We start from the raw sequence: 26,285 nt of genomic DNA, 5'->3' as shown, positions 1-26,285 counted from the left end.
TGATGAAATCTCAAAGCACGCTAGTCTTTTCGAACGAACTTCCTCCAGTAAAAAAACTGGGGGAGGAACTTCTTCTGATTTACGATCAGATCCTTGCGCAGAAATCTCCTGTCTTTAAAAAATGGTCCCAGCAAATCGCCCTAAGATATGCAGTGAAAGCGGGTGAGCATTTAAAAGATATCGAGCAATTCCCTCGTCACATCAAAGCAATTACTAAATTAACAGAACAAACTTCTGTAAAAAAACTCACGATCGTTGTGGTGGGTGGTGGCAGCCTGGGTGATTTTGGTGGGTTTGTTGCAAGTATTTTAAAGCGCGGCGTGCGCTTGATCCATATTCCTTCAACGTGGTTAGCGGCGATTGATTCCGCACACGGAGGAAAAACAGCGCTGAATGTTGGTGGCGCGAAAAATCAAATCGGCACATTTTATCCTGCAGAGCAAATCTTGATGGTTCGCTCGGTGCTGATGTCGCAACCCGAAGCCCGTGCCTATGAGGGGTTCGGAGAGCTGGTAAAGATCGCTCTGATCGAGGGTGGAAAGTTGTGGAGCTCTTTAGCCAAAGAACGCCAGGTGAATTCCAAAGTTCTGTGGAAGCATCTGGAGTCGGCGGTTAAAGCCAAATACAAAGTTGTCGCCAAAGATCCTGAAGAGAAAAAAGGCGTTCGTCATGTTCTGAACCTGGGCCATACTGTCGGCCACGTTTTGGAAAGCTATTACGAATTGCCTCATGGAATCGCTATTAACTATGGTTTGGATTTTGCCGTGCGCTTTAGTGTGCAAAAGAAAATCATGAAACCCGCAGAGGCTGAGAAAATTTATTCAGAGCCGATTATGGGATTCCTGTTATCACCACTGCGTGATGATATGATTTCCATTAAAAGCAATGACCTTAAAGAATATCGTCGTTTGCTTTTAAATGATAAAAAGAAAACCAAAGCGGCCACGTTGCGTTTTGTGTTCTTACAAAAACCTGGCAAGACCGTTATCCAAGAAGTCAGTGTCGATGATCTTTTAATCGAGATCTGTCGCCAGCGCGAAGAGGAGCTTCATGGCTAAGTTCCACTTTCAAGGAAGCATCCCGGGATCCAAATCTGTTTTCAATCGTGCATTGATTGTCCAAAGCTATTTTCCAGTTTTGGATCTGCACGGTTTTGCGGGATGTGATGATGTGCGCTTTATGCGAGAAGGCCTTAAGGGGCTGAAAGCAAGCAGTCGCATTGATTGTGGAGAGGGTGGAACCACGTTTCGTTTTATGGCCTTAAGAGCCTCGCGCATTCGTGGCGTGCATGTTCTGAAAGGCAGCCCGCGTTTGATGTCCCGTCCTCAAAAAGGTTTGATTGATCTTCTTCGTCAGCTGGGAGTTCAGGCGCAAATCAAAAAAAATGAAATGCATATCGTCAGTGAAGGCTGGAAGAAGTTCAGAGGCGTGCCGATTAAAGTCGACACGACCGAGTCTTCCCAATACGCCTCTGCCTTGATTCTTAATTCCTGGCTTTTAAGTTTTGATCTGGATTTTGAATTGGTCGGCAGCAAAGTTTCTGAAAGCTATTTTCTGCTGACACTGGAAATGCTTAAAAAAATGGGTTTGCGCATCAAGCAAACTCCCACAGGATTTTTGGTTCCTGCAGAACAACGTCTGGAAAAACTGGCTTACGAAGTCGAAGCTGACATGAGCTCGATGTTTACCATGGCTTCAGCAGGCGCCTTGGCTGGGACGTCAGTCATTGAAAATTTTCCGGAAGTGACAGAGCAGCCCGATAAAGTTTTCGTCGATATCTTTAAAAAAATGGGCGTCGGAGTTCAGCTGGACGGCAGAACTCTGACGATTAGTAAACCCAAGCACTTGCGTGCTGTGGAATGGAATCTGTTTCAATGCCCGGACCTGTTCCCGGTGCTAGCGGTCGTCTGCAGTTTTGCAGAAGGCGTTTCAAAATTGCATGGAGCACCTCACTTGGTCGCGAAAGAATCCAATCGTATCGCCAAGGTGGCAGATCTTTTCAATCTTTTGGGAATTCAACACGAAGTCCTGGAGGATGGCATGGTCATTCATGGGAATCCCAGCCAAACTTTGAAAAAAGGCATCGTCTTTAATCCTGACGAAGATCATCGCATGGTGATGGCTGCGGTCTTGATGAAGTTGATGGGACATGAAATAAAAATTCAACATCCCGAAGCTATCAATAAAAGTTTTCCGGAATTCTGGGACATGATCGGGATTAAGCCATGATTACATTAATCATCGGACATCGTGGCACCGGCAAAACAGAATTGATCAAGCGCATGAGCTTAACCATGCAAAATCCGAATGTCGCTTACTTGGATCTGGATGATGAGATCGAAAAACGCATCGGTAAAACTATCCGAGAACTTTTCATGGAGCATGGGGAGGCCTATTTCCGTGAAATGGAAAGACAGATGTTCCTGGAGGTTTTGCAAAAACCTTATAAAGACATCTTTCTGGTTTTAGGAGCGGGTTTCGATGTCAGCATCATTCCCAATGACCTGCATGTACTGTGGGTCAAAAGGCAAACAGATTTGGATGGGCGCATCTTTTTAAATCGTCCGCGTTTGAATCCCGACATGACTCCGTTACAGGAATTCATCAAACGAGCAAGTCCCCGTGAAGTTCGCTATCAAGCGGTGGCCGACGAAGTGTACTTAATGCCAGAAGGCGTATTTGAACATCATCACCAGGTTTTAAATCTGGAACGTCGAATTCTTTCTCATCAATTACAAAACATCGGCGGGGGAGTGACGGTTCTTGCGTCCATTTTTGAAAAACCCCATCGCCTGCCTATGTTCAAAGAACGTTATGCGGGTCGTGGCGTTGAGTACTTTGAACTGCGGGATGATTTTCTAAGTGAGGAAAACATCCTGCACTTCATCGGTGAGTTTCCTCAGGATAAATTTATCTTTTCATTCCGTGCTGCCAAAGACCGCGCCGGTTGGTGGAAATCTGATAATGCCCAGTTCATTTTGAATAAAGCGACTTGGATTGATTGGCCCCTGGAGCTGGGCGCACCGACTGATGTCTTAGAAAATCTCCCGAAAGAAAAAATCATTCTGTCGGCCCATGAGAGCGCGCATTATCTGGATTTGCAGAAATTGGAATCGGAAGTTGCGCATTTAAAATTTGCTCCACTGATTGAAAGTTTCAAAGATCTGTCACGCTTACATCACTGGCAACAAGAACAGGATGAAGCACGCAGCTTTATTCCGCGCTCAACGGACGGTCGTTGGACGTGGTACCGACTTCGCCAAAAAGGCCAACAACTGATTAACTTTTGGCGTGAAGGCGAAGGCAGTGCCGGCGATCAACCCAGCTTGTTTCAGTGGATGATGACATCTGCAAAACCAGCGAATTTTGCGGCGGTCCTGGGTGATCCGGTGGTCCACAGTTTTACTCCGGTTGAACATTCTGATTTTTTCTTTGAAAGAAATATTCCGGTTTTTGCAATTCGCATTGCCCGTGATGAGTGGGATCAGGCGATGCCCGTATTGCAGGAAATGGGGCTGCAATATGCTGCCGTCACAGCTCCGCACAAAGAGCCCGCAGCGAAATGGTGTCAGCATTCAACCCTTAGCGCTGTGAACACGTTGTATTATAATAAAAAACAAGGGAAGTGGCAGGGAGCATCAACGGATGAAGCTGGCTTTGTCGAGTTGATCGAAGGTGTGGGCATGCTCGCGCCTTTGCAAAAAGAGATTGTCGTCTGGGGCGGCGGTGGCACATTGCCGATGATTGAAAAAGTTCTGCCTCATGCCTCTTATTATTCTGCTCGCACGGGTGAGCCCCGTGATGGTTCTAAAGCTTCAGCTGACTTTGTTCCTAAAGTCATTGTATGGGCGGCACCGCGAGTGGACGAGACTTATATGCCCCCAGCGGAATGGAAGCCAGCCATGGTTTTTGATTTGAATTACAAAGAAGATTCAGTGGGCAGAGAGTACGCGCAGTTGTGTGGCGCCAACTATGAATCCGGTTTGAAGATGTTTATTGCCCAGGCTCAGCTACAGCGAGTTTTCTGGAAAGAGTGTGAGGAAAAAGCATGAGTTCAGCAAATCAATTTGGATCTCGCTTTACAATGTCATCTTTTGGTGAAAGTCACGGAACAGCTCTGGGTGTTTTAATTGATGGCTGTCCTGCGGGAGTTCAATTCGATGCGAGTCTTCTGACTCGTGAATTGGAAAGACGTCGACCGGGGCACCATGGATCGGGACAAATTGTTTCTGGCCGCCAGGAAACCGATGTTCCGGAAGTTTTAAGTGGTGTCTTTGACGGAAAAACTTTGGGGACTCCAATCGCGATCATCGTAAGAAATCAAGATGCGCGTTCTCAGGATTATTCAAAAATTCAAAGCTCTCCACGTGCAGGTCACGCTGATGATGTTTGGAAGAATAAATTTGGTCACAGTGATCACAGAGGTGGGGGGCGTTCTTCAGGACGCGAAACGGTGTCTCGGGTGATGGCCGGTGCGGTTGCGAAAATGTTGTTGAACGAAGTCAGTGCTCGCACCAAGGTCATTGGCTATGCTTCACAGATTGGTCCCATGCAATTGCCAGAAGCTGATCGTAAAAATGTGGCCAATGTCGATGTCGATTCCTATCAAGCGCGTTTCCCCTCTAAAGACGATCAAAAGGTCGCAGAGCTTTTAAAGAAAGCGCAGGAAAACGGCGACAGCTATGGTGGTATCGCAGAAATTTTGATTCAGGCTCCGCCGGCGCACCTAGGTCAGCCCGTATTTCATAAATTGAAATCGGACCTGGCCATGGCTTTCATGAGCGTAGGGGCTGCGAACGGATTTGAGTTGGGTTTGGGTTTCGATTCAGCCGAGGTTCAGGGAACAAAGTTCCATCAGGGCTCTCAGGACGTTTACGGAGGAATTCGCGGTGGTATTTCCACGGGCGATGACATTTTATTGCGAGTTTCCTTTAAACCCACCAGCTCTATTTTGGATGTGGCAAAAAAAGGCCGCCACGACCCTTGCATCGTCACCCGCGCAATCCCAGTGCTGGAGGCCATGACATGGCTAGTATTGGCAGACCACCACCTCTGGGCTAAAACAGACAAACTCTAAAAGGTACGCCGTACCTTTTGGGGGTGCACTGCGTTTCAGAAAGGTACGGCGTACCTTTTGGGGGTTATATGGTTTCCGATATTTTCACACCTGAATGGTGGACTGAAGTCCCTGGTTTTAATTTTAAAGATATCACTTATCACCGTGCCAAAAATCAGGGCACGGTACGTATCGCTTTCAATCGCCCTGAAGTTCGCAATGCCTTCCGTCCACAAACTGTGGATGAATTGTACATGGCTTTGGAGCATGCTCGTATCACTCCTGATGTCGGTGTGGTTTTGATCACAGGAAATGGACCTTCTCCGAAAGACGCGGGTTGGGCTTTCTGTTCCGGTGGGGACCAACGAATCCGTGGTAAAGACGGTTATAAATACGAAGACAAAGAAGCCTCTGGCAAAGCTGACTTGGCTCGTTTGGGTCGTTTGCATATTTTGGAAGTTCAGCGCTTGATTCGCTTTATGCCTAAAATCGTGGTTGCCGTAGTCCCTGGTTGGGCTGTCGGTGGTGGTCACTCTTTGCACGTTGTTTGCGATCTTACGCTGGCAAGTAAAGAGCACGCGATCTTTAAACAAACTGATCCAGATGTCGCAAGCTTCGACAGCGGTTATGGTTCAGCCTACCTTGCGCGCATGGTAGGTCAAAAACGTGCCCGTGAAATTTTCTTCCTGGGGCGCAATTACTCTGCACAAGAAGCTTTTGAAATGGGTATGGTCAACGCCGTGATCCCGCATAAAGATCTTGAGAAGGTCGCTTTAGAGTGGGCTGCAGAAATGAATACAAAAAGCCCAACAGCAATGCGCATGTTGAAGTTTGGTTTCAATATGATCGATGATGGTCTGGTGGGGCAGCAATTGTTTGCAGGAGAAGCGACTCGACTGGCTTACGGTACAGAAGAAGCAGTCGAAGGCCGTGGAGCTTTCGTCGAGAAACGTGAAAGAGATTTCTCAAAGTTCCCTTGGCATTACTAAAAATGCGCTTTGGGGCTATTAAAAAACAGCCCTAATTAAGTACAAATTCTTATTTAGTGGGAGGAGAATAAAGCCATGAAACGGCGTTATCTCCTCCTTTTTTTTGCGACTCTGGTTTTATCGGGTTGTCCCACTCGAGAGCAGCCGAAAATTCCACCACCAAAACCACCGGAACCCCAAGCACAAAGCCAAGATGTCACTATGAGCCGCCGTCAATTGGATGTGATGGGTGGACGGGCTCCCTTAGTGGGGCCAAGCCCTTATTTCTTAGTGATGCTCGCATAGAAAAAACTGCCACAAATGCATTTCACGGGCACTGCGGTTTGACCGATGGATTGAAATTAGGTACCACAGTCTCATGACAAATATCTCTACAACTCTCGTGAAATCCCCGAAGGCTCTTCCTCCGTCTGATCAACTTGGTTTTGGTCAGTACTTCACAGACCACATGTTTGTGGCGAAGTACGCGGAAGGGAAAGGTTGGTATGAGGCTTCGATCGTTCCCTATGGCCCTATTTCTGTGGACCCAGGGGCATCGGTATTTCATTACGGTCAGGCGCTTTTCGAAGGTATGAAGGCTTTTCGCCAAAACGATGGCAAGGTTGTGTTCTTCCGCCCTGATTTCAATTACAACCGCCTGGTTGAGGGTGCCGAGCGTATGTGTCTCCAAGCTCCGCCTATGGAGCTTTTCATGCAAGGTTTGCATGAATTGACGAAAGTTGACGAGCGTTGGATTCCTCATGGTCCAAATACTTCTTTGTACATCCGTCCAACTTTGATCGGTACGGAGGCTTTCCTTGGTGTTCGTCCTTCTCGTGAAACGACATTCTTTATTTTGTTGTCTCCAGTGGGTTCATATTACTCTGAAGGCGCAAAACCAGTGAAAATCTGGACGGAAGAAAAATACTTGCGTGCAGCTCCAGGTGGCTTGGGCGCGGTGAAAGCCGGTGCGAACTATGCATCCAGTTTGAAAGCGGCTTTGGAAGCGAAACAAAAGGGCTATGCTCAAGTTTTGTGGTTGGATGTGGAGCGTTTGGGTATCGAAGAAGTCGGTACTATGAATGCGTTCTTTGTTTTCAATAACGAGATCGTAACTCCAGCTTTAAACGGCAGCATCTTGTCCGGAGGGACGCGCGATGCAATCATTCAAGTTTTGAAGAAGAAAAATCTTCCGATCGTCGAAAGACGTATCACAATCACAGAGGTGATTGAACGCCTGGAAAAAGGCGAGTTGAAGGAAGCATTCGGTACTGGAACAGCGGCAGTGATCTCACCAATTGGCGTGATTCACTACAATGAAAAAGACTGGATGATCAATGGCAACGAAACGGGTCCATTGAGTACTGAGCTTTATAACGAAATCACGGGGATTCAAAAAGGCACAGTGAAAGATTCAATGAACTGGATTTCTCCACTCGTTTAATGTGACCCTCAAAGATTCAAACTAAAAGGCTGGTGATGAACCAGCCTTTTTAGTTTCTTAAGCAGACTTCTGAGCGGCAATGACGCCATACTTGGTATCGATTCCCATAATATGGGCTGTCAGCCAGGTTTTCAGGAATTGGAAGAATGCAGGCGTTAGTACGCCTGTTTTATCAAACTCGGCAGCATGGCTTTTCAAGCGTTCGATCAAATCCTTATGAATTTTTTTATGAACCGAAGCTTGCGAGTAATCCAAAGTATCAAAGAATTTTTCTTCATGTTCGAAATGGGTGATTGTCCAGGAAGCCAATTCGCGAACGATGGATTGCAATTCTGGTTTCGTCGCTTTCGCTTCATAGCGGTCGTACAGGCGATTCATGATATCGATCAATTTTTTATGCTCGTTATCCATCGCATCGACGTGAGTTGTGAGACGTTCCTGGTCCCATTTAAAGAAATTGTCAGACATAGTGCACCTCGCAGGTTTATTTCACTATGCTTTTCGGTAGGTCGGAAGAACTCTATATGACAAAGATCGTATCTCGCGATTTTTCATTCGGATGCGAGTTAACTATCAAAAAAGGCTGAGGATCACTCAGCCTTCTTACTACCCCGGGTGGAGGTTTTTTACAGGATCACATTCTCGGCCACTGGCGGCTGTCCCGTGATGCATTTGATGTACTTGGGATTGATCACTAAATTCTTTTTCCCATTGAACCAACGGATCTCAACACGCTCTTGAGTTTCCAAATGAGTGTACGTTGCGTGGTCGCCGTACATCACCATGTCTGGTGTGCGCAGATCTTCGTAAGACTTCACAGCTAGCATGATTTCTTTATTATCAAGATCGCCAGTTACCATGTGACCGCTCATGTCGTCGATGATCTGACCGTTTTTTTGACCGGCAGATAGCATCGTATCGAAAGTCTTTTCAAGTTTCGCAAAGTTTTCTGGATTGTGCACAACCCAGCCTTGAGCTTCGTAATCTTCAGAGGAAGGACAAAGTTCACTGGCAACTGCTGTGGAACCAACTGCAAACATCAAAACCAAAGCCATCCATTTCATCAGGGACTCCTTTATTCGAATCAACTTGCTGACTACTGTTCAACGAACTGAAGTCGGAGTCAAATTTTAGAGGCCTTGAAAACAAAATAAAAAAGGCGTCCTTGTGGAACGCCTTTGCTGTCTTGCTATTCGGCTTCGCCGAAGTAGTTTAGACTTTTACGTTATGCATGAAGCAGATTACTTAACTGTGCCTTTGTAGATGTACGCAATGCCACCTGTCAAAGTGATGTACTCTGTGTGGGAGAAAGCGCCGGTTTGTTTCATCAAATCCAGGAAGCCTTCTTTGCAAGGGAAAGCCGCAGAAGACTTTTGCAAATATTCGTAAGCATCTTTTTGACCAGTTACCAAGCCACCGATTTTTGGAAGAATGTTTTGTGAGTAGAAATTGTAAAGGGCGCCGAACACCGGAATGTTCACTTGGCCGAACTCCAAAACCATCACTGTGCCACCAGATTTAGTCACGCGCGCCATTTCGCTTAAACCCTTCACCGGGTTGCCAACGTTGCGAATACCAAAAGAGATGGAAGAGATATCGAATGAATCATCAGCATACTGAAGTTGAGTCACGTCAGCCTGTTCAAACTTGATATCCAAACCGCGCTGAGCTGCTTTACCTGGAGCGGGGATCAACATCTCGGCACAGAAATCAGTTCCTGTTACCTGACCCGCAGAACCCACTTGCTGTTTGAATTCGATCGCCAGATCACCAGTACCCGTTGCGCAATCCAAAACTCTGTCGCCCAATTTCGCGCCAGAATATTTAACCAATTTTTTTCTCCACAAGTGGTGAACACCCATGGAAAGCACATTGTTTCCTTTGTCATAGTTCGCCGCCACTTTAGAGAACATGCTGCGAATGATTTCAGGATTTGGAGAGTGTTTTTGATTCTCAGTGTGCATGTGCTGTCACCTTGTGTAGAGGACGATCGATAGCGACTAGGATTCTTTCAAGTTTTCTCATCATCATTTCGAAGTCCTGCAAAGTCAGGGCTTGCATACCATCAGAAAGAGCTTCTGCTGGACGAGGATGAACTTCCACGATGATGCCGTCAGCTCCCACAGCCGCAGCTGCGTAAGCCAAATCAGGAACCAATGCGCGAATACCCACTGCATGAGAAGGATCCACGATAACTGGAAGATTTGTATTTTTCTTGGCGAAAGCCACAGCGTTCAAATCCAAAGTGTTGCGAGTCGCTGTTTCGAAAGTACGGATACCACGTTCACAAAGGATCACATTGTTGTTACCAGCTTTGATCACGTATTCGGAGGCTTTAACCCATTCTTCGATATAAGCAGCCAAACCACGTTTCAAAAGAACCGGTTTGTTTTGGCGACCCAACTCTTTCAAAAGTTCGTAGTTCTGCATAGAGCGAGAACCCACCTGGAAGCATTCCACGATGTCGTAAACTTCTTCAATTTGACGGATGTCAGTGACTTCGGAAACCAGGCTCATATTGAGCTGTTTGCAAACATCTTTAACGATATCGAAAGAGGAATTGCCCAAGCCTTGGAAGGCTGTCGGGGACGTACGCATTTTCCAGATACCGCCGCGAAGCAAGTGTGCGCCAGAAGCTTTAACACCGGAAGCGGTCTCAAGAAATTGAGCGTGGCTTTCGATAGAGCACGGACCGGCGATGACCGTGAATTCGGGACCCCCAATATTAAACCCGCCAACATTGACGATTTGGGTTGAGGGACTTGTTTGCATAGTTTGCGTTTCCATATTACGAACTCTCACTGTGGATCGCAAACATAGCATATCGCCTCTAGGCATTACAAACTTTTTGGACTCGGGGGCCCTCTTGCGCCATAAGGGGCAGTGGACTCTCATTGAGGGTCCTTTTAGCCCTGTAAAATCTGCCAATAGTGCAGAGATTTCAGTGTTTTGCCCTGATTTCTATGAGCAGGATTCACACCCTCTGTGGTGGGGAACTGCCCAAAACACTTTGAGCACCCAAGAACTCCAATCCCTGCTGGAAAACTACCTGGCCGTAAACCCGCGTCCCCAAGGCCCCCTAAGTAAGGCCCAGTGGAGTGAACCGGCAGAGTCCGACTTCCAAAAAGACCTTGAGGTGATCCAAGGCAAGATCGCAAAAAATGAAATTCAAAAAGCAGTGCCCGTGATCTTTGCGCGCTCGTCGCAGACAGTGACGGCGGCGGAACGCGCGCAAATGATTTTGAATTTGTTGTCGGCCCCAGAGACTTTGTACGTCTTTGGTTTTTGGCAAAAGGGTCAAGGCATTCTGGGAGCCACTCCGGAAACACTTTTCAGTTACGAGCAGGGTTTCCTGCAAACGATGGCGCTCGCGGGTACGTGTCCCAAGAGTGACAAGGCGGAACGCCAATCATTGTTGCTTGATGAAAAAGAAATGCAAGAGCATCATCTGGTGGTTGAAGATCTCTCCCAACGCCTAAAGCAATGGGGAGACGTGCAAAGTCAGGGTCCGATGATCCTGGAATTGCCAACACTGTTTCACTTGAAAACTGATTTTCAGGTGAAGTGCAATCAACGCCCTGATTTCCGCGAACTGGTGATGGAGCTTCATCCGACACCAGCATTGGGAGTCGCCCCGCGTGCAGCCGGTTACGGTTGGATGCAGACTTTACCAGGTCAGGAGGGCCGCCGTGGTTATGGAGCACCCTTTGCGTTCTTTGGCGCAGAGGAGGCTCTGTGTCTTGTGGCGATTCGGAATTTGCAGTGGAGTTCGAACGAATCTATGATTGGTTCTGGTTGCGGCATTGTAGCGGCAAGTGAATTTTCCAGAGAGTGGCGGGAACTCTTTCAAAAACGCCTGTCTGTAAGAAAGATTTTGGGGCTTAACGTATGACAAACATGGAATTGGCGGCAAAAGTTATTCAAGAGCTGGTGGACACCGGCGTTCGTGAATTCATTCTTTGTGCTGGAGCCCGCAACAGTCCTCTGGTTCACATCCTGGATGAAAACAAAAACCTGAAGGTTTATTCTTTCTTTGAGGAGCGTTCTGCCGCTTTCTTCGCTTTGGGTCGCATTGCCGGGTACCGTCGTCCCGTGGCAATTTTCACCACCTCAGGAACTGCCGTTGCAGAACTTTTGCCAGCCGCAGTTGAGGGGACTTATTCTTCTTTACCTTTGATTATGATCACTGCGGATCGTCCTAAGCGCTATCGTGGTTCCGGTGCTCCGCAAACGATTGAGCAAGTCGGTATTTTTTCTTACTACAACGAAGTGGCGTTGGACATCGATGCTGAAAATTCGCATTTGTCGTTCAAAAGTTTATCGTGGAAAAAACCCATTCACGTGAATGTTTGTTTCGAAGAGCCGTTGATTGATGGACCTGTTCCGCAAATCAAAGTTGCAGCAAATTCGGAAAGAACAAAACTTCCAGGTCAATTACCGATGGGCATGTTAAAGCAGTTAGAGGATTTCCTTAACACGCACAAACCCTTGGTGCTGGTGGGGATTTTGCCAGAGAAAGCTTATGGCACTGTTTTGGATTTTTTAAAACAGTACAAAGCTCCTGTGTATGCCGAAGGTATTTCCAGTCTTCGCGGGCATCCTGATTTAAAGGATCTGCAAATTCGCTCGGGCGAGCAGATGATTCATAAACTTTTAAAGTCTGGAACCTGTGACTCCATTTTGCGAATTGGAGGGATTCCCACCATTCGTCTGTGGCGTGATCTTGAAGATCGTTATCGCGAGCTTCCCGTTTTTTCAGTCGGATTCAATCACTATACGGGCTTAAGTCGTCCGGTAGACCATTGCCCTTCGCTGGATTTGCTCAGCCAGGTGGAGTTCGCCTCTGTTCACAGAGAGAACTATCAGATCGCAATGGAAGATGAATCTCGCACCCAACAAATGAAGTCATTGCTTGAGAAATATCCTAAGTCTGAACAAGGCATGATCTATGCGGCTTCCAAACATATGAAGGGTCACTCTGTTTATCTTGGAAATTCTTTGCCAATTCGTGAATGGGATTCATGTGCTGATTTAGATAGTTCTCCATTGAGAGTGGCAGCAAATCGTGGAGCAAATGGTATAGACGGGCAGATCTCGACTTTCCTCGGTTGGGCGCACACAGATACACAGAACTGGTGTCTGGTCGGGGATCTGACTGCGATGTATGATCTTTCGGCACTTTGGGCAACTTCTCAGTTAGAAGCGCAGAAATTACGAGTAGTTGTAATCAACAATGGTGGTGGCCAAATCTTCTCACGGATGTTCAAGAAAGAGATTTTCCTGAATAAGCACGAAATTTCATTCGAATCGTGGGCAAAAATGTGGAATTGGTCATATCAAAAGTGGCATACTGTTCCCACGAGTTTGGAACTGGACAATCTTCAAGTTATTGAGATGGTCCCTGATTGGAATGAGACCCAGCAGTTTTGGAAGGAAATCGAAACCCTTTGGAAAGAGTGAACCTTTTTCTTTTACACGGATTCTTAGGCAGACCCTCGGATTGGGAAGCAGTAAAAGCTTCTCTTCCTCCGGTGTCGAATCTGCGCATCTATACTCCTGACTATTTCAAAGACGATGAGCTCAACTCCGTACATGGTTTTGATCAATGGGCCGAAAACTTTAATGACTGGGTTTATGACGAAACCAAAAACACTGGTCGCAATGTGATTGTCGGTTATTCTTTGGGTGGTCGCTTGGCTTTACAAGCACTCGCACAAAATCCCACTCAATGGTTCAAAGCCTTATTGATCTCTACCAATCCTGGCTTTGACGATAATTTACGACATTTTGATCCAAGTTCTGAACAGCGCCGTCAACGCTGGTTGAATGATTCCTATTGGGCAGAGGAGTTTCTGAAAGCTCCGTGGGATATGGTGATGAGAAACTGGAATGCCCAGCCTGTATTCGGCGGTGGCAGTGAGCCGGTTCGTTTGGAAAAAGACTATAATCGTGAGTTCCTAAGTCTTGCGTTGACCAGATGGTCCTTAGCGGAACAACAAAACATGCGCAATATCATCAGCGCCTTAAGACAAAAAGTAATGTGGATGGTCGGAGAGAAAGACGAAAAGTTTGTCTCGATGACGCAAAGTCTGCATCACCAGACGGGCTTGGATTATGTGGTGGCGCCAGATGCCTCTCACCGTGTGCTGTTTGATCGTCCCCGCGAAGTCGCAGAAAAAATCAAACAAATCCTACAGCAATTGTCCTGATTGGGCGTTGATCCACGGTTTATAAAACTTCACATCCATGAACATCGAGTGCTCTTTACACAAGTCATAGACGGAATCTTTGGGTTTGTACCAAAGCACTGCGGAAGTCACTCCCACAAGGTAATACTGACCGTTTGATTTGACGAAAGCGGGACCGCCGGAATCGCCATAGCAAATGCCTCGACCGTCTTGTTGGCTGACCTCAAAAGCTTTGCCGTTTGCAGACTTGGATTGAATTTTCAATGTCACTTTACGAAGACGACCAGAGCCACTGTCATCAGGGGAAACGTTGCGAACGCCTTTCACCCGGCCATAGCCAACCGCGATGATTTCTGATTTTACTTTGGCGAATATTTTCGCATTCGCGAGGGGGGCGGGTTCAAAACCCTCTGGCAAACCACCGGAAAATGAAATCAAACCGATATCATTGCGTTCCGCTGTTAGATTCGCTTTATAAGCGACGTGTTTAACCATGCCGTTGCTGGTTCGAGCCTGCATTGTGCCCTTGGAACGATCCAAACCAAAGCCAAGAACTAAAGTGTCAGACGTATTTTTAATACAGTGAGCCGCTGTTAAAATCAGATTTTCTGAAATGATTGTGCCTGTGCAATATGAAGAATCACGGTTGCTGTAAATAAAAACCAAGTGCTTTGAGATGGAATCAACCCGAGATACGGTGCTTCCGCCGACGATTTCTTCAGTCACTTCATCTACGTTTGAATCGATAGCTGGGTTTTCAGGTTGGCAGCCATTTAACAATACGAGAGTCAGGATCAGGAAAATGTTTTTTTTCATAACTATTTTACTGATTCTTCCTGAAGTTTTGCCGCTGCCAGGTTCAGCCATTCTCTAAAGAAAGGCACACTTGCATAGACTGAATTCGTTGAACAATCAGTAAGTCTGTTATTGGCAGAGCGGTTGGCCACTCCCCATAGATACAATTTATTATTCTTTACGATGAACGCCGGGCCACCCGAATCACCATGGCAAGTATTGCCGGATTGGGGAGCGACTTCGATTTCAGAGCTGGAATAACGGTTGTTTTTAATTTTGGAAGTGGCTTGTCTTAATGTCCCAGCACCTTCCATAGATACTTCCACGCAGCCTTGCAGACGAACGGGGTCTTTGCAGCTGACTTGACCTGACTGAATAGCTCCGATCAAATCCGGGAATGTGTTTACGTCTATAGGTTTCGTCGTCACTTTATTTACGCCGAAACCAGCAATCAGAATTTGCTTATTGTTAACAAGGTCTTCCTCGGAAGCCAAGGCCGTGATCGGTGCGTAGCCACTGGGAGTATCGCCGACATACTGTAGAAGAGCGATATCACCTGTATCAGTTTCTAAATGCGTTTCAGCGCCCCACCATGCAGGAATCGCTGTGCGAGAAACCGCACGAATGGCCGTGATGGTATTACCCGTCGGGCTGATCACGTTATCGAAAACTACTGAAACGCTAAGATTGCCTTCTGGATCAGAGACACAGTGAGCAGCTGTTAAAACAAGTTTGTTTTTTAAAAGAGTTCCGCTGCAAATTTCAACATCACCGGTTTGTTTGTTTTGGGTCAAAACACCGACAACGCTTTGGGAAGTCAAATCACGGCCTGTGACAACTTCACCACCGATGATGGCAGAATCTGTTTTCTTTTTGGAAAGTGGCATCTTAAGTGCCTGCGAGCAGGCGCTTAAAGTGCAGAGTGCTAGGAATAAGAAACAGCGGTTTAAAGACCCCAATTTTCCCCCAGGAATTGCATCACCAAAGAAATGATGCGTTGAGCCATATAACCTGAAGTTCACGGAATTTGAAAGATCAAATAAGGACCGGGAAACAATTTCCCGCTCCTCATATTGAAAAAAATGCAGTCGTCGGGTCGCTAAAACGAATTAAAGCGATCTACAGGCATCTGTGGCTTCGACCAAGGCAGAACGGGTGCCAGGTTCGGCGGCCGCGTGACCTGAATCGGGGATCATTTGGAATTTGGCTTCCGGCCAAGCTTTGTGAAGTTCCCACGCCGAAGTCGCCGGGCACACCACATCGTAACGGCCTTGAACAATCCATGCAGGAATATGGCGGATCTTGCTTACGTTTTCCAAAATCCAGTTATTGGTTTCAAAAAACGCATTGTTTGTGAAGTAGTGACACTCGATGCGTGCAAAGCTTAACGCAGAATCTGGATCATCGAACTCTTCGATCGCGTGAGCATCAATATACAAACGAGAAGTTGCAGCTTCCCATTTACTCCAGGCTTTCGCGGCCTCTAAGCGCACGTCGCGGTTTTCATGAGTCAGGCGTTTATAGTAAGCCGTCACCATATCGTGACGTTCGTTTTGAGGAATCACTTTCAAATACTCATCCCATACGTCAGGGAAAATTTGAGAAGCGCCTTCTTGATAAAACCATTTAATTTCTGAAGGACGGCACAGGAAAATTCCGCGCAGAACCAAAGCTTTCACGCGCTCGGGATGTTTAATCGCGTAAGTCAAAGCCAGTGTTGAACCCCAGCTCCCGCCAAAGACAACCCATTTGTCGATTTTCAAATGCTCGCGAATACGCTCGGTGTCTGCAACCAGATCCCACGTTGTGTTCTCACGAAGTTCAGCGCAAGGAGTGGATTGGCCTGACCCACGTTGGTCGAACAAAATGATGCGATAAGTTTTCGGATCAAAGAAGCGACGATGATCAGGAGCAACACCACCGCCAGGACCGCCGTGTAAAAACACGATGGGTTTACCAGCAGGATTTCCAACCTCTTCAAAATAAAGATTATGAATATCTGAAACTTTTAAAAAGCCTTTGTTGTATGGCTCGATTGGTGGGTAAAAATCGCGAAGAGTTTGTTTTTCCATTTCTGATCCTTTGCTAGGGCATAGCGACTGTACGCCATCCCACTTTTAGAGTCCATGCCACATATTCTTCGTGACGCTTCTTGGGATCGGCGGGATGAAAATCTCCATCCAGCGGAGTGATCACCAGGCTTTCCAGGGGAGGTAAATCCATTTCGGCCCGGCGTGCGTTCAGTTTGCTTTCGTCTTCCACATCAGTGATGCGCAAAATTCCATTATCGTCCCAGTCCGCGTTGGTTCCATAGATTTGTTTGCGTCCTTCATAGAAACGAATGCGATCTATCAGTCTAGCGACATAATCTTTTGGAACTTCGCCAGCTTTGGCTAAATCCACCGTGATCGCTTCCATCGAACGCATGAATTCAGGCCAGCTGATCGCATGCAAAATCAATCTCATCGCATCAATCGCTGCATCCCGGCCGACTTTAGAGATCGTGGGGAAGCCGTGTTCATCAATCAGGGTTTTCAAATGTTGTGCGTGCTTTAGGTGAACTTTCTCCATCGCGGGGGCGTAACCGTGAAAAAGTTCTCCTGTTGAAGCCAGGACTTCGCGAACCGCTGTATCCTCTCTCATCATGTGCTGAATATCTTCGGCAATCGCTTTCCAATCAGTGGCCATTAGAAAAAATCCTTTCTGAATTTTTCTTTTTCTGCTTTTGGAATGAAGCTTGCGTCGAAGGCAATTTGATTGCAGCGCTTGAAATCTTCCGTCGTGAAGGAATGCACGCGATGAAGAACTTCATAGTCGTCACTTAAGTTCGTCGCAAATACTCCTGGATCATCGGAATTGACCGTCACCAAAACACCCGCATTTAAAAGCTGACGGATCGGATGCTCTTCGTAAGTTTTAAATGATTGAGTCAGGTAGTTACTGATCGGACAAACTTCCAACGGAATCTTGCGATCGCGGATAAAATTTAAAACCTCAGGATTGCGCACGATTTGAATGCCATGACCTATACGTTCTGCTCCCAGGATTTCAACAGAATCTTTGACCCAGCTCGCAGCTTGATCGTTCGGTGTTTCACCTGAGTGAACGGTGATATGCAGACCCGCTTTTTTTGCTTTCTGAAAAAGTGGAGCAAATACTTTCGGGTCAAAGCCCTCTTCGTTGTCAGCCAGATCCAGAGCGACAAAGCTGTCTTTGTTGTCTATGGCGAAATCCACAACTTTTTCCGCAACTGCGAATGGTTTTACTCGTTGCACGATGCAGATAAGTCCGACAGCGATGGCAAATTTCTTTTGCGCCATCTTTACGCCCTTGTTTAAAGCCTGATGGATTTTTTCAAAAGTCAGGAAATTGTGGCCTTCTGCAATAAAAGTGGGCGCGTAACGCAGTTCCAGCAGGCGAATGCCATCGTTGTAAGCATCTTCGCAGGCTTCAAAAGCAATACGCGTGAGGATTTCTTCGCTCGCCAGAACTTTTTGAGCATTGAGGAACTTATTCAATACACTTCCCAGATCATTCATGGGCTCGGTAATTAAAAACTGCTCTTTTTGTTGCTTTGAAGTGGGTGCCAGATTGATGCCAACTTGAGGTGCCAATTCGACTAATGTACTCCAACGCACCGAGCAGTCCAAGTGACGATGAAGCTCTACTTTTAAAAGATCGCGAATGTTGTGTGCATATAGCTTTTGCATTTGATGTTCCTCTGCGCTGGAAGTAGAACATATTCTATGACTGAACCTATTCAAATCAAATCAAAATTGGCTGGCAACCCGACTCATGAACCTCAATTCAAAAGCTTTGTTAAAAGCAAAGACGGCAGATCCATTCCGGTGGCTGATCCTCGCTCGACGCGTGCGCTTGTGTCCTTGATGGACATGAATGCAGTGCTTGGCGGCGCGGCTTCGCACTATGGCGGTCCTGCAGCTTTCGCAGAGTTGATGTCCGCAATGCATGGTCTTGTTTTTGATCAAGCTCAAAAAGAAAACAAGCCTTGGTATGATTTGTTCCACGTTGTGAACGACGCTGGTCACTGTGAAAACGGTTTGTATGCTTTGAAAGCAAACTACCAAACAGCAGGTCTTAATTTGAACAGTCTTAAAAAATTCCGTTCGATCGAATCAGGCCTGACAGGTCACGGTGAAGTTCACTGTTTCCCTGAGGGCGTTTTCGTTTCGAATGGCCCTTTGGGTTCTGCTCTTCCGCAAACTCAAGGTTTGGCGATGGGTGAAGCTTTGTCTGGTAAAAACCGTGTGACGATCACAGCGATCTCTGACGGTGCCAGCATGGAAGGTGAAGCGCGCGAAGCTTTCGCAGCGATTCCGGGTCTTGCGGCTCACGGTAAGATGGGTCCATTCGTGATGGTAATCAGCGATAACAACACGAAACTTTCTGGTCGTATCGATAATGAATCTTTCTCGATGTCTCACACATTTGCTTCTTTGAAAACTTTGGGCTGGGATGTGATTTCGTTGCCTGAAGGCAATGACTTGCAAAAGTGTTACGATGCTATTGCAACAGCTGTTGAAAAAGCCAAAGCAAATCCTAAAGTTCCAGTGGCCATTCACGCGAAAACTGTGAAAGGAATCGGAACTAAGAAAACGGCTGAATCTGCGTCTGGTGCTCACGGTTTTCCATTGAAGAGCCCGTCTGAACTGCCAGCGTTCTTGTCTGAAATTTATAATGGCGAAGCACTGCCACCTGTATTCAACACTTGGATCGAGGAATTGAACAAGTGGGAAGCAGAGATCAAAGCCAACGCAGTTAAAGACTCTGGCGAGAAGATCCAAAACGGTGTTTCTTCTGCTTTGATCCGTGCTCGTAAGGCTGGTTATCCAGTTCTTAGCGTGACGTCTGACCTTCCAGGTTCAACAGGGGTTGCTGGTTTCAGAAAAGAATTCCCTGGGGATTCTTTCGACGTCGGCGTTGCTGAATCAAACATGGTTTCTGCCGCTGCTGGTCTTTCTAAATTGGGTTACATCCCCGTGGTGGATACTTTCGCTCAGTTCGGTGTCACTAAAGGTGCTTTGCCAATCACAATGGGTGCTTTGTCCGAAGCTCCAGTGATTGCAGTATTCTCTCACACAGGATTCCAAGATGCGGCTGACGGCGCTTCTCACCAAGCTTTGTCTTATATGGCGATGGTTTCTTCGATCCCTCACGTGGATGTTTACTCTTTGTCTTGCAGCGAAGAAGCTGACAGCATTGTTTATTCTGTGATTGAAAAATTTGCGAACGATCGCAAAGCTGGCAAAGTTCCAAACAGTGCGGTGTTCTTCTTGGGACGCGAAAACTTCCCTAAGTCTTACGTTGCTGGAACTAAATACGATTTGAACAAAGCGCAAGTATTGGCTGACACAACAGCGGGTAAAGCGAAGTCTGTAACAATCGCAACAACAGGTTCTTTGGTTCTTCAAGCTTTGGAAGCTTCTAAAACTTTGGAAGCTCAAGGTATCGGTTCTGTGGTTGTAAACGTTGTGAAAGTAAATCACCCCGATGTTGAAACTGTGAAAGCTGCTTTGGCAAAAACGGGAGGTCGCTTGGTGACTGTTGAAGATCACCAGTTGATCGGTGGTTTCGGTCAAATGCTTTGCCACTCATTGTTGCAAGCGCAAGTTGATTTCAAAGTGAAGTCTTTGGGCGTTCACGGCGAATTCGGTCAAAGCTCATACACAGCTTTGGATTTGTACAAGAAGCATAAAATCGACGCGTCTGCGATCGTAGCTGCCGCCAAGTAAAAGGTACGCCGTACCTTTTGGGGGTGCGATGCGAAATACCGTAAATATAATTTCGAAGGGAGAAGTGAACGCTTCTCCCTTTTTTTTATGCTATATCTGGGATGAACTTGAATGAAGGAGAACATCATGGCGGAAAATATTCCTGGCTTGTGTGCGAACCCAGATGCCGAGACTAAAAAATACGTTTTTAATCACACGATGCTTCGGGTGAAAGATCCAAAAGCTTCTTTGGATTTTTACACTCGAATCTTGGGTATGAAATTGGTACGCAAACTTGATTTCGCGGAATGGAAATTCTCGTTGTTCTTCTTGGCATATGTTCCTGAAGGCACAAATGTTCCCACTGAAAATGAAGCGAATGCGAAATACACTTTCGGTCGCGAAGCTGTTCTAGAGCTAACTCATAACTGGGGCACTGAGGAGCAAGAGACGACACCTTACCACAACGGCAACACAGAGCCTCGTGGTTTCGGTCATATCTGCGTGACGGTTCCCGATATCAAGGCCGCGTGCGAGCGTTTTGATAAATTGAACGTCACTTACCAAAAGCGTTTAGGGGAGGGTGGAATGAAAAATATCGCCTTCATCAAAGATCCCGACAACTATTGGATTGAGATTGTTCAAGCAGGTTTGCTTTAGCTGATCCGCAACGACTCTTAACATATGTTAAACTTCGGAGTAAAAAATGAAGAGATTCTTGTTTTTTCCTCTGAAAATCGTGAACTTTTTGGATGCATTGACGAATTGCCATTTATTAAATTGGAATTTTTCGCTCTCATCCGGTAGTTTCCGGTCAAAATAACAATCCATTAGGAGTTTCAATGAAAGCACTTATCGGCGCATTGGTTTTGGCAGGTCTTTTCACATCTCAAGCAAACGCAGCTTCTTGCGGTCAAATGATCGAAGCTAAATCTGAAGCGAAAGCTACAATCGCTTACTTGAACTCTAAAATCAAAGATGCTCGTAACGCAGACGTGATTGAAGAGCTGGTTTCTCAAAGAACTGCATTGGTTCAAAAAATCCAATTCTTGGATTCTAAAATCAACGATCTTTGCAAAGGTGACGACTACAACGACTAGTTGTTGTTTTCTCGAGACAAATAAAAAAAGGCACTGACGAAATCAGTGCCTTTTTTATTCTTTATCACGAAGGATGCGGCGCACCCCCAAAAGGTACGGCGTACCTTTAAGCGGCTTCGGAGAATTGGGCCATTTGGCCCATTTGATCTGAAGAGAATGCAGCCACGATATCCACAAGGATAACAACTCTGTTATCAACTTTGCCCATACCGCGAACGAAGTGCATAGAGCTTTGGTTGCCAAGAACCGGAGACGGTTCGATTTGGTTGTCCTGAAGATCCACAACTTCTTTAACTGAATCTACGATCATACCCACTTGACCGATTTCAGTGTCGATCACGATGATGCATGTGTCGCGAGTTTTATCTTGAGCATCCATTCCGAATTTTACGCGAAGATTAACAACTGGAATAATTTTTCCACGCAAATTCATGACACCCTTAACGTATTCAGGCGTGCGTGGAACCGGAGTGATTTCACCAAACTGGTTGATCTCGCGAACTGTTTCAATCGCGACACCATATTGCTCTGACATCAATTGGAAAGTCAGATATTGACCAGCTTTTGCTTTTGTAGACATTTCACTCATAGTAAGGCCTTTCGATGTAATTGGACCCCCTACTATTCGCCGAAATCTCAAGGGAACTTAAGGGGATGTTAAAAATAATTGTTAATTCGTATTTCCGCGCCCTTATGAGACAGCTGAGATATGACCTCAGGACCTATGACTAAATCGGCGGATCAACCCTCTGCTCTGGTCCTTCGTAATAGAAGCAAATGTTCTAAGTTGCCGATAACTCTAGTGATTAGAAATACACAGTCCCTGGAGAAATAAATGAGCGGCGATAATGCATTCTTTGAAGAACTGCAGATGGATTTCCTTAACGAGTCCTTGTTCATGTTCGAACAATACGACGAATCGATGATGAAATTAGAAAACAGTGATGATCCTGCGAAAGATCTGACGGATATTTTCCGTGTGGCCCACTCGGTAAAAGGTGGAGCGGCAGCGGTAGGATTGTCGGATCTTGCGAAATTCGCCCACGTGGCGGAAGATCTTTTGGATCTTCTTCGCTCCAAGCCAGAGCTTGTGAACTCGAATGTTATCTCCTTGCTTTTGCAAGCAGGTGACGAGTTGAAAAATCGCATCTCTTCTTTGCAGCAAGGTCAAGGTGGTCCATGGGATCCATCTGAACTTGTAAAACAATTAGTGGCTGTGACGGAAAGTCTTTCCGGGAAAAAATCTTCTCACACGAAAGCAGCAGAGGCAGCCGCAGCTGCGGCTCCAGCGGCAGCCACGACTGCCGATGAGCCTAAAATGTCTGTGCCTGATGATTTCTTTGAGCATGTGGATGCAGCGGCTGCAAATTGTCCCGTCCCTGAAGCCAAGCCTAACATGGAAACTTCTGACGATGTGGTGAACCACGATCTTTTGGCAGAGTTGCTGGCGCAATTGTCTCCAGAGGACCAAGCAGAGTTTCATGCGAAAGAAGCAGCGGAAGCTGCTGAAAAAGAATTGATCCGTGAAATTGAAAACGCAGCGATTGAAATTCCGGCGGAAGCTTCCACTCCAGAAGTGGCAGCCGTGGAAACCGCTCCTGTTGTCGCAGCCGGCCCTGCGGTTTCTCCTGCAGCAACGGCTTCTTCACAGCCAGTGGCAGAAGCTCCGAAATTGAAAGTGGTTTCTGAAGCAAAACCAGCTCCATCAGAAAATGGTGGTGGCAGCGGTGGCGGTAATAAAACTCCTGCAAAAAATGCCAACAGCACTATCAAAGTGGATACGGGTCGTGTTGATTCCGTGTTGGATGCTGTGGGTGAGTTGGTTGTATTGAAAAATCAATTGGTCCACGACGACACTGTTCGCAGTGGTGAAAATCTTCGTCTGGAAGCGATCGTTGACCAGTTGGATAAAGCTGTGCGTGAACTTTATGAAAAAACATTAAGCATCCGCATGACGCCTCTGAAATCCATGTTCATTAAAATTCAACGTATCGTACGCGATGTCTCTTTGACTCTGGATAAACCCGTTGATCTGCAATTGATCGGGGAGGAGACAGAGGTTGAAAGAACAGTTTTTGAACTCTTGGGTGACCCTTTGGTTCACTTGGTCAGAAACTCTATGGACCACGGTGTGGAAAAACGTGAAGTACGTCAAGAGCGCGGTAAGCCTGTGACGGCAAAAGTAACGGTTTCTGCAAAGCAAAACGGTGGTAACGTCGTTATCGAAATCATCGATGACGGTGGTGGTATCAACCGTGAGAAAGTTTTGGCGAAAGCCATTGAAAAAGGTTTCGTTCCTAAGGGCCAAGACCCGGCAGCGATTCCGGATGAACAAGTTTTCCAATATATTTTCTATCCTGGTTTTTCGACGGCTGACAAAATCTCGGACCTTTCCGGTCGTGGTGTTGGTTTGGATGTGGTGAAGTCAAATCTGGATAAGATCAACGGTAAGATCAACATCATGTCTAAATCAGGCGTGGGTACGACGTTCCGTTTGACGATTCCACTAAGCACGGCGATCACCGACGGTATCATCGTGGCTTTGGATGGTTCTCGCTACATCCTTCCGATTCACTCGATCCGCGAGATCGTGCGTGTGCAACCGAAGGATTACACCAATATTTCTAACGCTGGCAAAGTGGCAAACATTCGTGGCTTGCTGCTTCCAGTGATTGATGTGTCACACACATTGGGTTCTTTGAACAGTCAGTTTGGCACCAAAGAAACAGTGGTGAAAGATACATTGAGCGCGCGTCGTGAAGAGACGATGCTGGTGATCATCGAGTCTGTGACAGGGCAAATGGCCTTCCCGGTGGATGATGTCTTGGGTCAGGCGCAGGTGGTTGTTAAACCAATCGTGACGGGCTTTGATATTCCTGAGATCGCAGGTGCTGCGATTCTGGGTGACGGTCGTACCGTACTAATTTTGGAACCCGGTTCATTATTGCAGTCCGTTTCTAAGGGATCTGGAATGGCGGCAGCAGCATGAGTGCACTCAAGAAGACTGAAGCGGTAAGCGCTCTCTATGAGTTTGAAGATATTCAGCTTACTGAAAAGATGTTCGCAAAGTTCGCCAAGCACATGTATGACCTGGCGGGCGTGGATTTGCCATTTTCTCCCAAAAATCATGCGTTGATTCGTAACCGCATCGTGAAGCTTTTGCGCCGTCATGGCTTGAAATCTTACGAGCAGTATTGGGACATGGTTGAACATGGAAATCATGAAATCACTTCGGAGTTCATCTCTGCTTTGACGACAAATATGACGTCCTTTTACCGCGAGGGAAATCACTTTGATTTTCTGGCGCAACAACTTCCTGAGCTTTATAAAAAGTTTGGCGCTGACATCCGTATGTGGTGTGCCGCTGCAAGTACGGGTCAAGAGCCCTACACGATTGCTATGACTGCACATGAAGTCATGCAACAGATTCCGGGGATGAAGGCACGCTTGCTGGCGACGGATATCGATTTGCAGGTTTTGAAAAAAGGCTCCATCGGTGCCTATGAAGATCGCGAAATGCAGGGGTTGCCTCCAGCTCAGCGTCTGAAGTATTTTGAAAAAGTTAAAAAGAACGAAACTGAATATTGGAGAGCGAAAGACAATATCCACGACATGGTTCGCTTTGCTCAATTCAATTTGATGAGTCCTAAGTATGAATTTCAACATAAGTTCCATGTGATTTTTTGTCGTAACGTTTTGATCTATTTCGATGAAGAGACGACAAAAAAAGTGATCGACAGCCTGACTTCGTGTCTGGCGCCGGGTGGCTATCTGATTTTGGGGCATTCCGAATCAGGAAATATTAAACACACTCATTTGAAACCGCTATCACGCGCAGTTTATCAAAAACTGTAAGAAGGAAATATGGGTCAAAAAATCAAAGTTCTCATCGTTGATGACTCCGCAGTGATTCGTAAGTTGCTAGAGAAAATATTCTCTTCGGCACCGGATATCGAAGTGGTTGGTACAGCTTCTGATCCGTACATTGCTCGTGATAAGTTGGTGCAACTAAAGCCTGATGTCATGACTTTGGATGTGGAGATGCCTCGTATGGACGGCATCAGCTTTCTGGAAAAAGTCATGCAGCACTTTCCAACCCGAACAGTTATTTTTTCGAGTTTGGCAAAAACAGGTTCTGAAACTTATCTTCGTGCTTTTGAGGCCGGCGCCATTGAGATCATGGAAAAGCCGTCCATCGACGTTTCGCAAACCCTTGAAGTTTTAGGACGCGAAATTATTGAAAAAGTTCGCGTGGTCGCCCGCGCTCGTATCCAATCTAGAACGAAAGTGGCAACACCGACGACGCCAGTAAAAAAGGTGGATCGTACGTCGCTTGCGCGAACAACCCATCAAATGATTGCAGTCGCATCGAGCACAGGTGGTACGGAGGCTTTGAAAGTTTTCCTTTCCGGCATGCCAGCGAATATCCCTGGAACAGTGGTGGTTCAGCATATGCCTCCAGGTTTTACGAAGTCTTTCGCAGATAATTTAAATGCAATGTTTCCGTTTGAAGTCAAAGAAGCCCAGGAAGGCGACCAGGTTGTCCCAGGTCGTGTCTTGATTGCTCCGGGTAACTTTCACATGGAAATCACTCGCAGTGGTGCCTTTTACTATATTAAACTTCATCAGAATGCTCCTATGCACAGCGTGCGCCCTGCAGCTGATTACTTGATGAAATCGGTCGCGAAATACGCCGGTAAAAATGCGATGGGTGTCGTTCTGACGGGTATGGGTAAAGATGGTGCGGAAGGTCTTTTGGAGATGAAAAATGCCGGAGCCTATACAGTCGCGCAGAATGAAGAAACTTGCGTGGTGTACGGAATGCCAGCCGCGGCTGTGGCTTTGGGAGCCGCAGATAAGATCATGGCCCTGGATAAAATTGCGGGGGAATTGCTAAGGCAGCTTGATTTAAGAGAAGCCGCTTAATTACAGATGCTTTATGGAACGTGTAAAACGGGGAAAGTTCAGACTTTCCCTGTTTTATTTTTAGCGCCTATGGAAT

The 26,285-nt window shown here is 46.5% G+C and carries 26 protein-coding genes; 16 read left to right on the top strand and 10 right to left on the bottom strand.

The features are described from left to right. Positions 1–2: 2 nt before the first annotated feature. The 7 genes from HW988_RS17135 to HW988_RS17105 all read left to right on the top strand — a co-directional run bounded on the left by HW988_RS17135 (position 3) and on the right by HW988_RS17105 (position 7,468). Entirely contained in the window at positions 3–1,058 is a 1,056-nt protein-coding gene (locus tag HW988_RS17135; protein ID WP_181605362.1) for a hypothetical protein, read from the top strand. Further along, positions 1,051–2,229: a 3-phosphoshikimate 1-carboxyvinyltransferase gene (locus tag HW988_RS17130; RefSeq protein ID WP_181605361.1), complete on the top strand. Its 1,179-nt coding sequence runs from the start codon at positions 1,051–1,053 to the stop codon at positions 2,227–2,229. Before HW988_RS17135 ends, HW988_RS17130 begins: the two co-directional genes overlap by 8 nt. After that, positions 2,226–4,052, top strand: coding sequence for a shikimate kinase (locus HW988_RS17125; RefSeq protein ID WP_181605360.1), 1,827 nt, complete (start codon positions 2,226–2,228; stop codon positions 4,050–4,052). Before HW988_RS17130 ends, HW988_RS17125 begins: the two co-directional genes overlap by 4 nt. Then, positions 4,049–5,077: a chorismate synthase gene (gene aroC / locus HW988_RS17120; protein WP_181605359.1), complete on the top strand. Its 1,029-nt coding sequence runs from the start codon at positions 4,049–4,051 to the stop codon at positions 5,075–5,077. Before HW988_RS17125 ends, aroC begins: the two co-directional genes overlap by 4 nt. A gap of 68 nt (positions 5,078–5,145) precedes the next feature. After that, entirely contained in the window at positions 5,146–6,045 is a 900-nt protein-coding gene (locus HW988_RS17115; RefSeq protein ID WP_181605358.1) for a 1,4-dihydroxy-2-naphthoyl-CoA synthase, read from the top strand. Between the two features lie 75 nt (positions 6,046–6,120). Next, positions 6,121–6,330, top strand: coding sequence for a lipoprotein (locus HW988_RS17110; protein ID WP_181605357.1), 210 nt, complete (start codon positions 6,121–6,123; stop codon positions 6,328–6,330). 73 nt (positions 6,331–6,403) lie between these two features. Continuing rightward, on the top strand, positions 6,404–7,468 hold the full coding sequence (locus HW988_RS17105; RefSeq protein ID WP_181605356.1) for a branched-chain amino acid aminotransferase: 1,065 nt from the start codon (positions 6,404–6,406) through the stop codon (positions 7,466–7,468). Between the two features lie 57 nt (positions 7,469–7,525). Here the strand turns inward: HW988_RS17105 and HW988_RS17100 are convergent, their stop codons facing one another. From HW988_RS17100 to aroF, 4 genes are all read right to left on the bottom strand, one after another. Continuing rightward, a complete protein-coding gene (locus HW988_RS17100; RefSeq protein ID WP_181605355.1) occupies positions 7,526–7,936 on the bottom strand; it encodes a bacteriohemerythrin in 411 nt (136 codons plus the stop codon). 158 nt (positions 7,937–8,094) lie between these two features. Then, a complete protein-coding gene (locus HW988_RS17095; RefSeq protein WP_181605354.1) occupies positions 8,095–8,532 on the bottom strand; it encodes a hypothetical protein in 438 nt (145 codons plus the stop codon). A gap of 177 nt (positions 8,533–8,709) precedes the next feature. Continuing rightward, positions 8,710–9,432 (bottom strand): bifunctional demethylmenaquinone methyltransferase/2-methoxy-6-polyprenyl-1,4-benzoquinol methylase UbiE, encoded by a 723-nt coding sequence (gene ubiE / locus HW988_RS17090; protein ID WP_142701653.1) that lies wholly within the window; start codon positions 9,430–9,432, stop codon positions 8,710–8,712. After that, the gene (aroF, locus tag HW988_RS17085; RefSeq protein WP_255490095.1) at positions 9,422–10,255 is read right to left on the bottom strand and encodes a 3-deoxy-7-phosphoheptulonate synthase; all 834 of its coding nucleotides are present in this window, start codon (positions 10,253–10,255) and stop codon (positions 9,422–9,424) included. Before aroF ends, ubiE begins: the two co-directional genes overlap by 11 nt. Positions 10,256–10,412: 157 nt before the next feature. On the opposite strand from aroF, the gene HW988_RS17080 reads away from it, so the two are divergent. Genes HW988_RS17080 through HW988_RS17070 form a run of 3 tightly spaced genes read left to right on the top strand, consistent with a single transcriptional unit; the run spans position 10,413 to position 13,677 of the window. Then, positions 10,413–11,360 carry a chorismate-binding protein gene (locus HW988_RS17080; RefSeq protein ID WP_255490094.1) on the top strand — a complete coding sequence of 316 codons (948 nt, stop codon included), beginning with the start codon at positions 10,413–10,415 and terminating at the stop codon, positions 11,358–11,360. After that, positions 11,357–12,928 carry a 2-succinyl-5-enolpyruvyl-6-hydroxy-3-cyclohexene-1-carboxylic-acid synthase gene (menD, locus tag HW988_RS17075; RefSeq protein ID WP_181605351.1) on the top strand — a complete coding sequence of 524 codons (1,572 nt, stop codon included), beginning with the start codon at positions 11,357–11,359 and terminating at the stop codon, positions 12,926–12,928. Before HW988_RS17080 ends, menD begins: the two co-directional genes overlap by 4 nt. Next, entirely contained in the window at positions 12,925–13,677 is a 753-nt protein-coding gene (locus tag HW988_RS17070) for an alpha/beta fold hydrolase (protein ID WP_181607868.1), read from the top strand. The genes menD and HW988_RS17070 overlap by 4 nt, the downstream gene beginning before the upstream one ends. On the opposite strand, the gene HW988_RS17065 is transcribed toward HW988_RS17070, so the two are convergent. From HW988_RS17065 to add, 5 genes are all read right to left on the bottom strand, one after another. Then, positions 13,660–14,472 carry a trypsin-like serine protease gene (locus HW988_RS17065; RefSeq protein WP_181605350.1) on the bottom strand — a complete coding sequence of 271 codons (813 nt, stop codon included), beginning with the start codon at positions 14,470–14,472 and terminating at the stop codon, positions 13,660–13,662. The two genes, HW988_RS17070 and HW988_RS17065, sit on opposite strands and share 18 nt — an antisense overlap. Before the next feature lie 2 nt (positions 14,473–14,474). After that, on the bottom strand, positions 14,475–15,338 hold the full coding sequence (locus HW988_RS17060) for a trypsin-like serine protease (protein WP_181605349.1): 864 nt from the start codon (positions 15,336–15,338) through the stop codon (positions 14,475–14,477). Between the two features lie 222 nt (positions 15,339–15,560). Further along, a complete protein-coding gene (pip, locus tag HW988_RS17055; protein ID WP_181605348.1) occupies positions 15,561–16,523 on the bottom strand; it encodes a prolyl aminopeptidase in 963 nt (320 codons plus the stop codon). A 13-nt stretch (positions 16,524–16,536) separates the two neighbouring features. Then, positions 16,537–17,139, bottom strand: coding sequence for a DUF6624 domain-containing protein (locus HW988_RS17050; protein WP_181605347.1), 603 nt, complete (start codon positions 17,137–17,139; stop codon positions 16,537–16,539). Continuing rightward, positions 17,139–18,161, bottom strand: a complete 1,023-nt coding sequence (gene add, locus HW988_RS17045; RefSeq protein ID WP_181605346.1) for an adenosine deaminase — start codon at positions 18,159–18,161, stop codon at positions 17,139–17,141. The genes HW988_RS17050 and add overlap by 1 nt, the downstream gene beginning before the upstream one ends. 36 nt (positions 18,162–18,197) lie before the next feature. Between add and HW988_RS17040 the strand changes: the two genes are divergently transcribed. From HW988_RS17040 to HW988_RS17030, 3 genes are all read left to right on the top strand, one after another. Beyond that, positions 18,198–20,204, top strand: coding sequence for a transketolase C-terminal domain-containing protein (locus HW988_RS17040; protein WP_181605345.1), 2,007 nt, complete (start codon positions 18,198–18,200; stop codon positions 20,202–20,204). Between the two features lie 126 nt (positions 20,205–20,330). After that, a complete protein-coding gene (gene gloA, locus HW988_RS17035; protein WP_181605344.1) occupies positions 20,331–20,843 on the top strand; it encodes a lactoylglutathione lyase in 513 nt (170 codons plus the stop codon). Between the two features lie 182 nt (positions 20,844–21,025). Beyond that, positions 21,026–21,283 carry a hypothetical protein gene (locus HW988_RS17030; RefSeq protein WP_181605343.1) on the top strand — a complete coding sequence of 86 codons (258 nt, stop codon included), beginning with the start codon at positions 21,026–21,028 and terminating at the stop codon, positions 21,281–21,283. Between the two features lie 106 nt (positions 21,284–21,389). Here HW988_RS17030 and HW988_RS17025 read toward each other — a convergent pair whose 3' ends face one another. Continuing rightward, on the bottom strand, positions 21,390–21,863 hold the full coding sequence (locus HW988_RS17025) for a chemotaxis protein CheW (protein ID WP_246845740.1): 474 nt from the start codon (positions 21,861–21,863) through the stop codon (positions 21,390–21,392). 255 nt (positions 21,864–22,118) lie between these two features. On the opposite strand from HW988_RS17025, the gene HW988_RS17020 reads away from it, so the two are divergent. From HW988_RS17020 to HW988_RS17010, 3 genes are read left to right on the top strand one after another with little or no spacing between them, the layout of a single operon-like run. Beyond that, complete coding sequence (locus HW988_RS17020) at positions 22,119–24,272, top strand: chemotaxis protein CheA (protein WP_181605342.1); 2,154 nt, start codon at positions 22,119–22,121, stop codon at positions 24,270–24,272. Then, positions 24,269–25,138: a protein-glutamate O-methyltransferase CheR gene (locus HW988_RS17015; RefSeq protein ID WP_181605341.1), complete on the top strand. Its 870-nt coding sequence runs from the start codon at positions 24,269–24,271 to the stop codon at positions 25,136–25,138. Before HW988_RS17020 ends, HW988_RS17015 begins: the two co-directional genes overlap by 4 nt. Before the next feature lie 9 nt (positions 25,139–25,147). Next, on the top strand, positions 25,148–26,209 hold the full coding sequence (locus tag HW988_RS17010; protein ID WP_181605340.1) for a chemotaxis response regulator protein-glutamate methylesterase: 1,062 nt from the start codon (positions 25,148–25,150) through the stop codon (positions 26,207–26,209). Positions 26,210–26,285: the final 76 nt, after the last annotated feature.

The organism is Bdellovibrio sp. KM01 (assembly GCF_013752535.1).
Lineage (GTDB): Bacteria > Bdellovibrionota > Bdellovibrionia > Bdellovibrionales > Bdellovibrionaceae > Bdellovibrio.
This window is presented reverse-complemented; position numbering and strand designations above follow the sequence as displayed.

Excerpts from the sequence above, each read along its gene's own strand:
- aroF (WP_255490095.1), bottom strand. The coding sequence starts at position 10,255 with ATGGAAACGCAAACTATGCAAACAAGTCCCTCAACCCAAATCGTCAAT.
- HW988_RS17025 (WP_246845740.1), bottom strand. The coding sequence starts at position 21,863 with ATGTCTACAAAAGCAAAAGCTGGTCAATATCTGACTTTCCAATTGATG.
- HW988_RS17020 (WP_181605342.1), top strand. The coding sequence starts at position 22,119 with ATGAGCGGCGATAATGCATTCTTTGAAGAACTGCAGATGGATTTCCTT.
- HW988_RS17010 (WP_181605340.1), top strand. The coding sequence starts at position 25,148 with ATGGGTCAAAAAATCAAAGTTCTCATCGTTGATGACTCCGCAGTGATT.
- HW988_RS17125 (WP_181605360.1), top strand. The coding sequence starts at position 2,226 with ATGATTACATTAATCATCGGACATCGTGGCACCGGCAAAACAGAATTG.
- HW988_RS17105 (WP_181605356.1), top strand. The coding sequence starts at position 6,404 with ATGACAAATATCTCTACAACTCTCGTGAAATCCCCGAAGGCTCTTCCT.
- aroC (WP_181605359.1), top strand. The coding sequence starts at position 4,049 with ATGAGTTCAGCAAATCAATTTGGATCTCGCTTTACAATGTCATCTTTT.
- HW988_RS17100 (WP_181605355.1), bottom strand. The coding sequence starts at position 7,936 with ATGTCTGACAATTTCTTTAAATGGGACCAGGAACGTCTCACAACTCAC.
- HW988_RS17110 (WP_181605357.1), top strand. The coding sequence starts at position 6,121 with ATGAAACGGCGTTATCTCCTCCTTTTTTTTGCGACTCTGGTTTTATCG.
- HW988_RS17030 (WP_181605343.1), top strand. The coding sequence starts at position 21,026 with ATGAAAGCACTTATCGGCGCATTGGTTTTGGCAGGTCTTTTCACATCT.
- HW988_RS17115 (WP_181605358.1), top strand. The coding sequence starts at position 5,146 with ATGGTTTCCGATATTTTCACACCTGAATGGTGGACTGAAGTCCCTGGT.
- menD (WP_181605351.1), top strand. The coding sequence starts at position 11,357 with ATGACAAACATGGAATTGGCGGCAAAAGTTATTCAAGAGCTGGTGGAC.
- HW988_RS17135 (WP_181605362.1), top strand. The coding sequence starts at position 3 with ATGAAATCTCAAAGCACGCTAGTCTTTTCGAACGAACTTCCTCCAGTA.
- pip (WP_181605348.1), bottom strand. The coding sequence starts at position 16,523 with ATGGAAAAACAAACTCTTCGCGATTTTTACCCACCAATCGAGCCATAC.
- HW988_RS17065 (WP_181605350.1), bottom strand. The coding sequence starts at position 14,472 with ATGAAAAAAAACATTTTCCTGATCCTGACTCTCGTATTGTTAAATGGC.
- add (WP_181605346.1), bottom strand. The coding sequence starts at position 18,161 with ATGCAAAAGCTATATGCACACAACATTCGCGATCTTTTAAAAGTAGAG.
- HW988_RS17060 (WP_181605349.1), bottom strand. The coding sequence starts at position 15,338 with ATGCCACTTTCCAAAAAGAAAACAGATTCTGCCATCATCGGTGGTGAA.
- gloA (WP_181605344.1), top strand. The coding sequence starts at position 20,331 with ATGGCGGAAAATATTCCTGGCTTGTGTGCGAACCCAGATGCCGAGACT.
- ubiE (WP_142701653.1), bottom strand. The coding sequence starts at position 9,432 with ATGCACACTGAGAATCAAAAACACTCTCCAAATCCTGAAATCATTCGC.
- HW988_RS17015 (WP_181605341.1), top strand. The coding sequence starts at position 24,269 with ATGAGTGCACTCAAGAAGACTGAAGCGGTAAGCGCTCTCTATGAGTTT.
- HW988_RS17095 (WP_181605354.1), bottom strand. The coding sequence starts at position 8,532 with ATGAAATGGATGGCTTTGGTTTTGATGTTTGCAGTTGGTTCCACAGCA.
- HW988_RS17130 (WP_181605361.1), top strand. The coding sequence starts at position 1,051 with ATGGCTAAGTTCCACTTTCAAGGAAGCATCCCGGGATCCAAATCTGTT.
- HW988_RS17040 (WP_181605345.1), top strand. The coding sequence starts at position 18,198 with ATGACTGAACCTATTCAAATCAAATCAAAATTGGCTGGCAACCCGACT.
- HW988_RS17050 (WP_181605347.1), bottom strand. The coding sequence starts at position 17,139 with ATGGCCACTGATTGGAAAGCGATTGCCGAAGATATTCAGCACATGATG.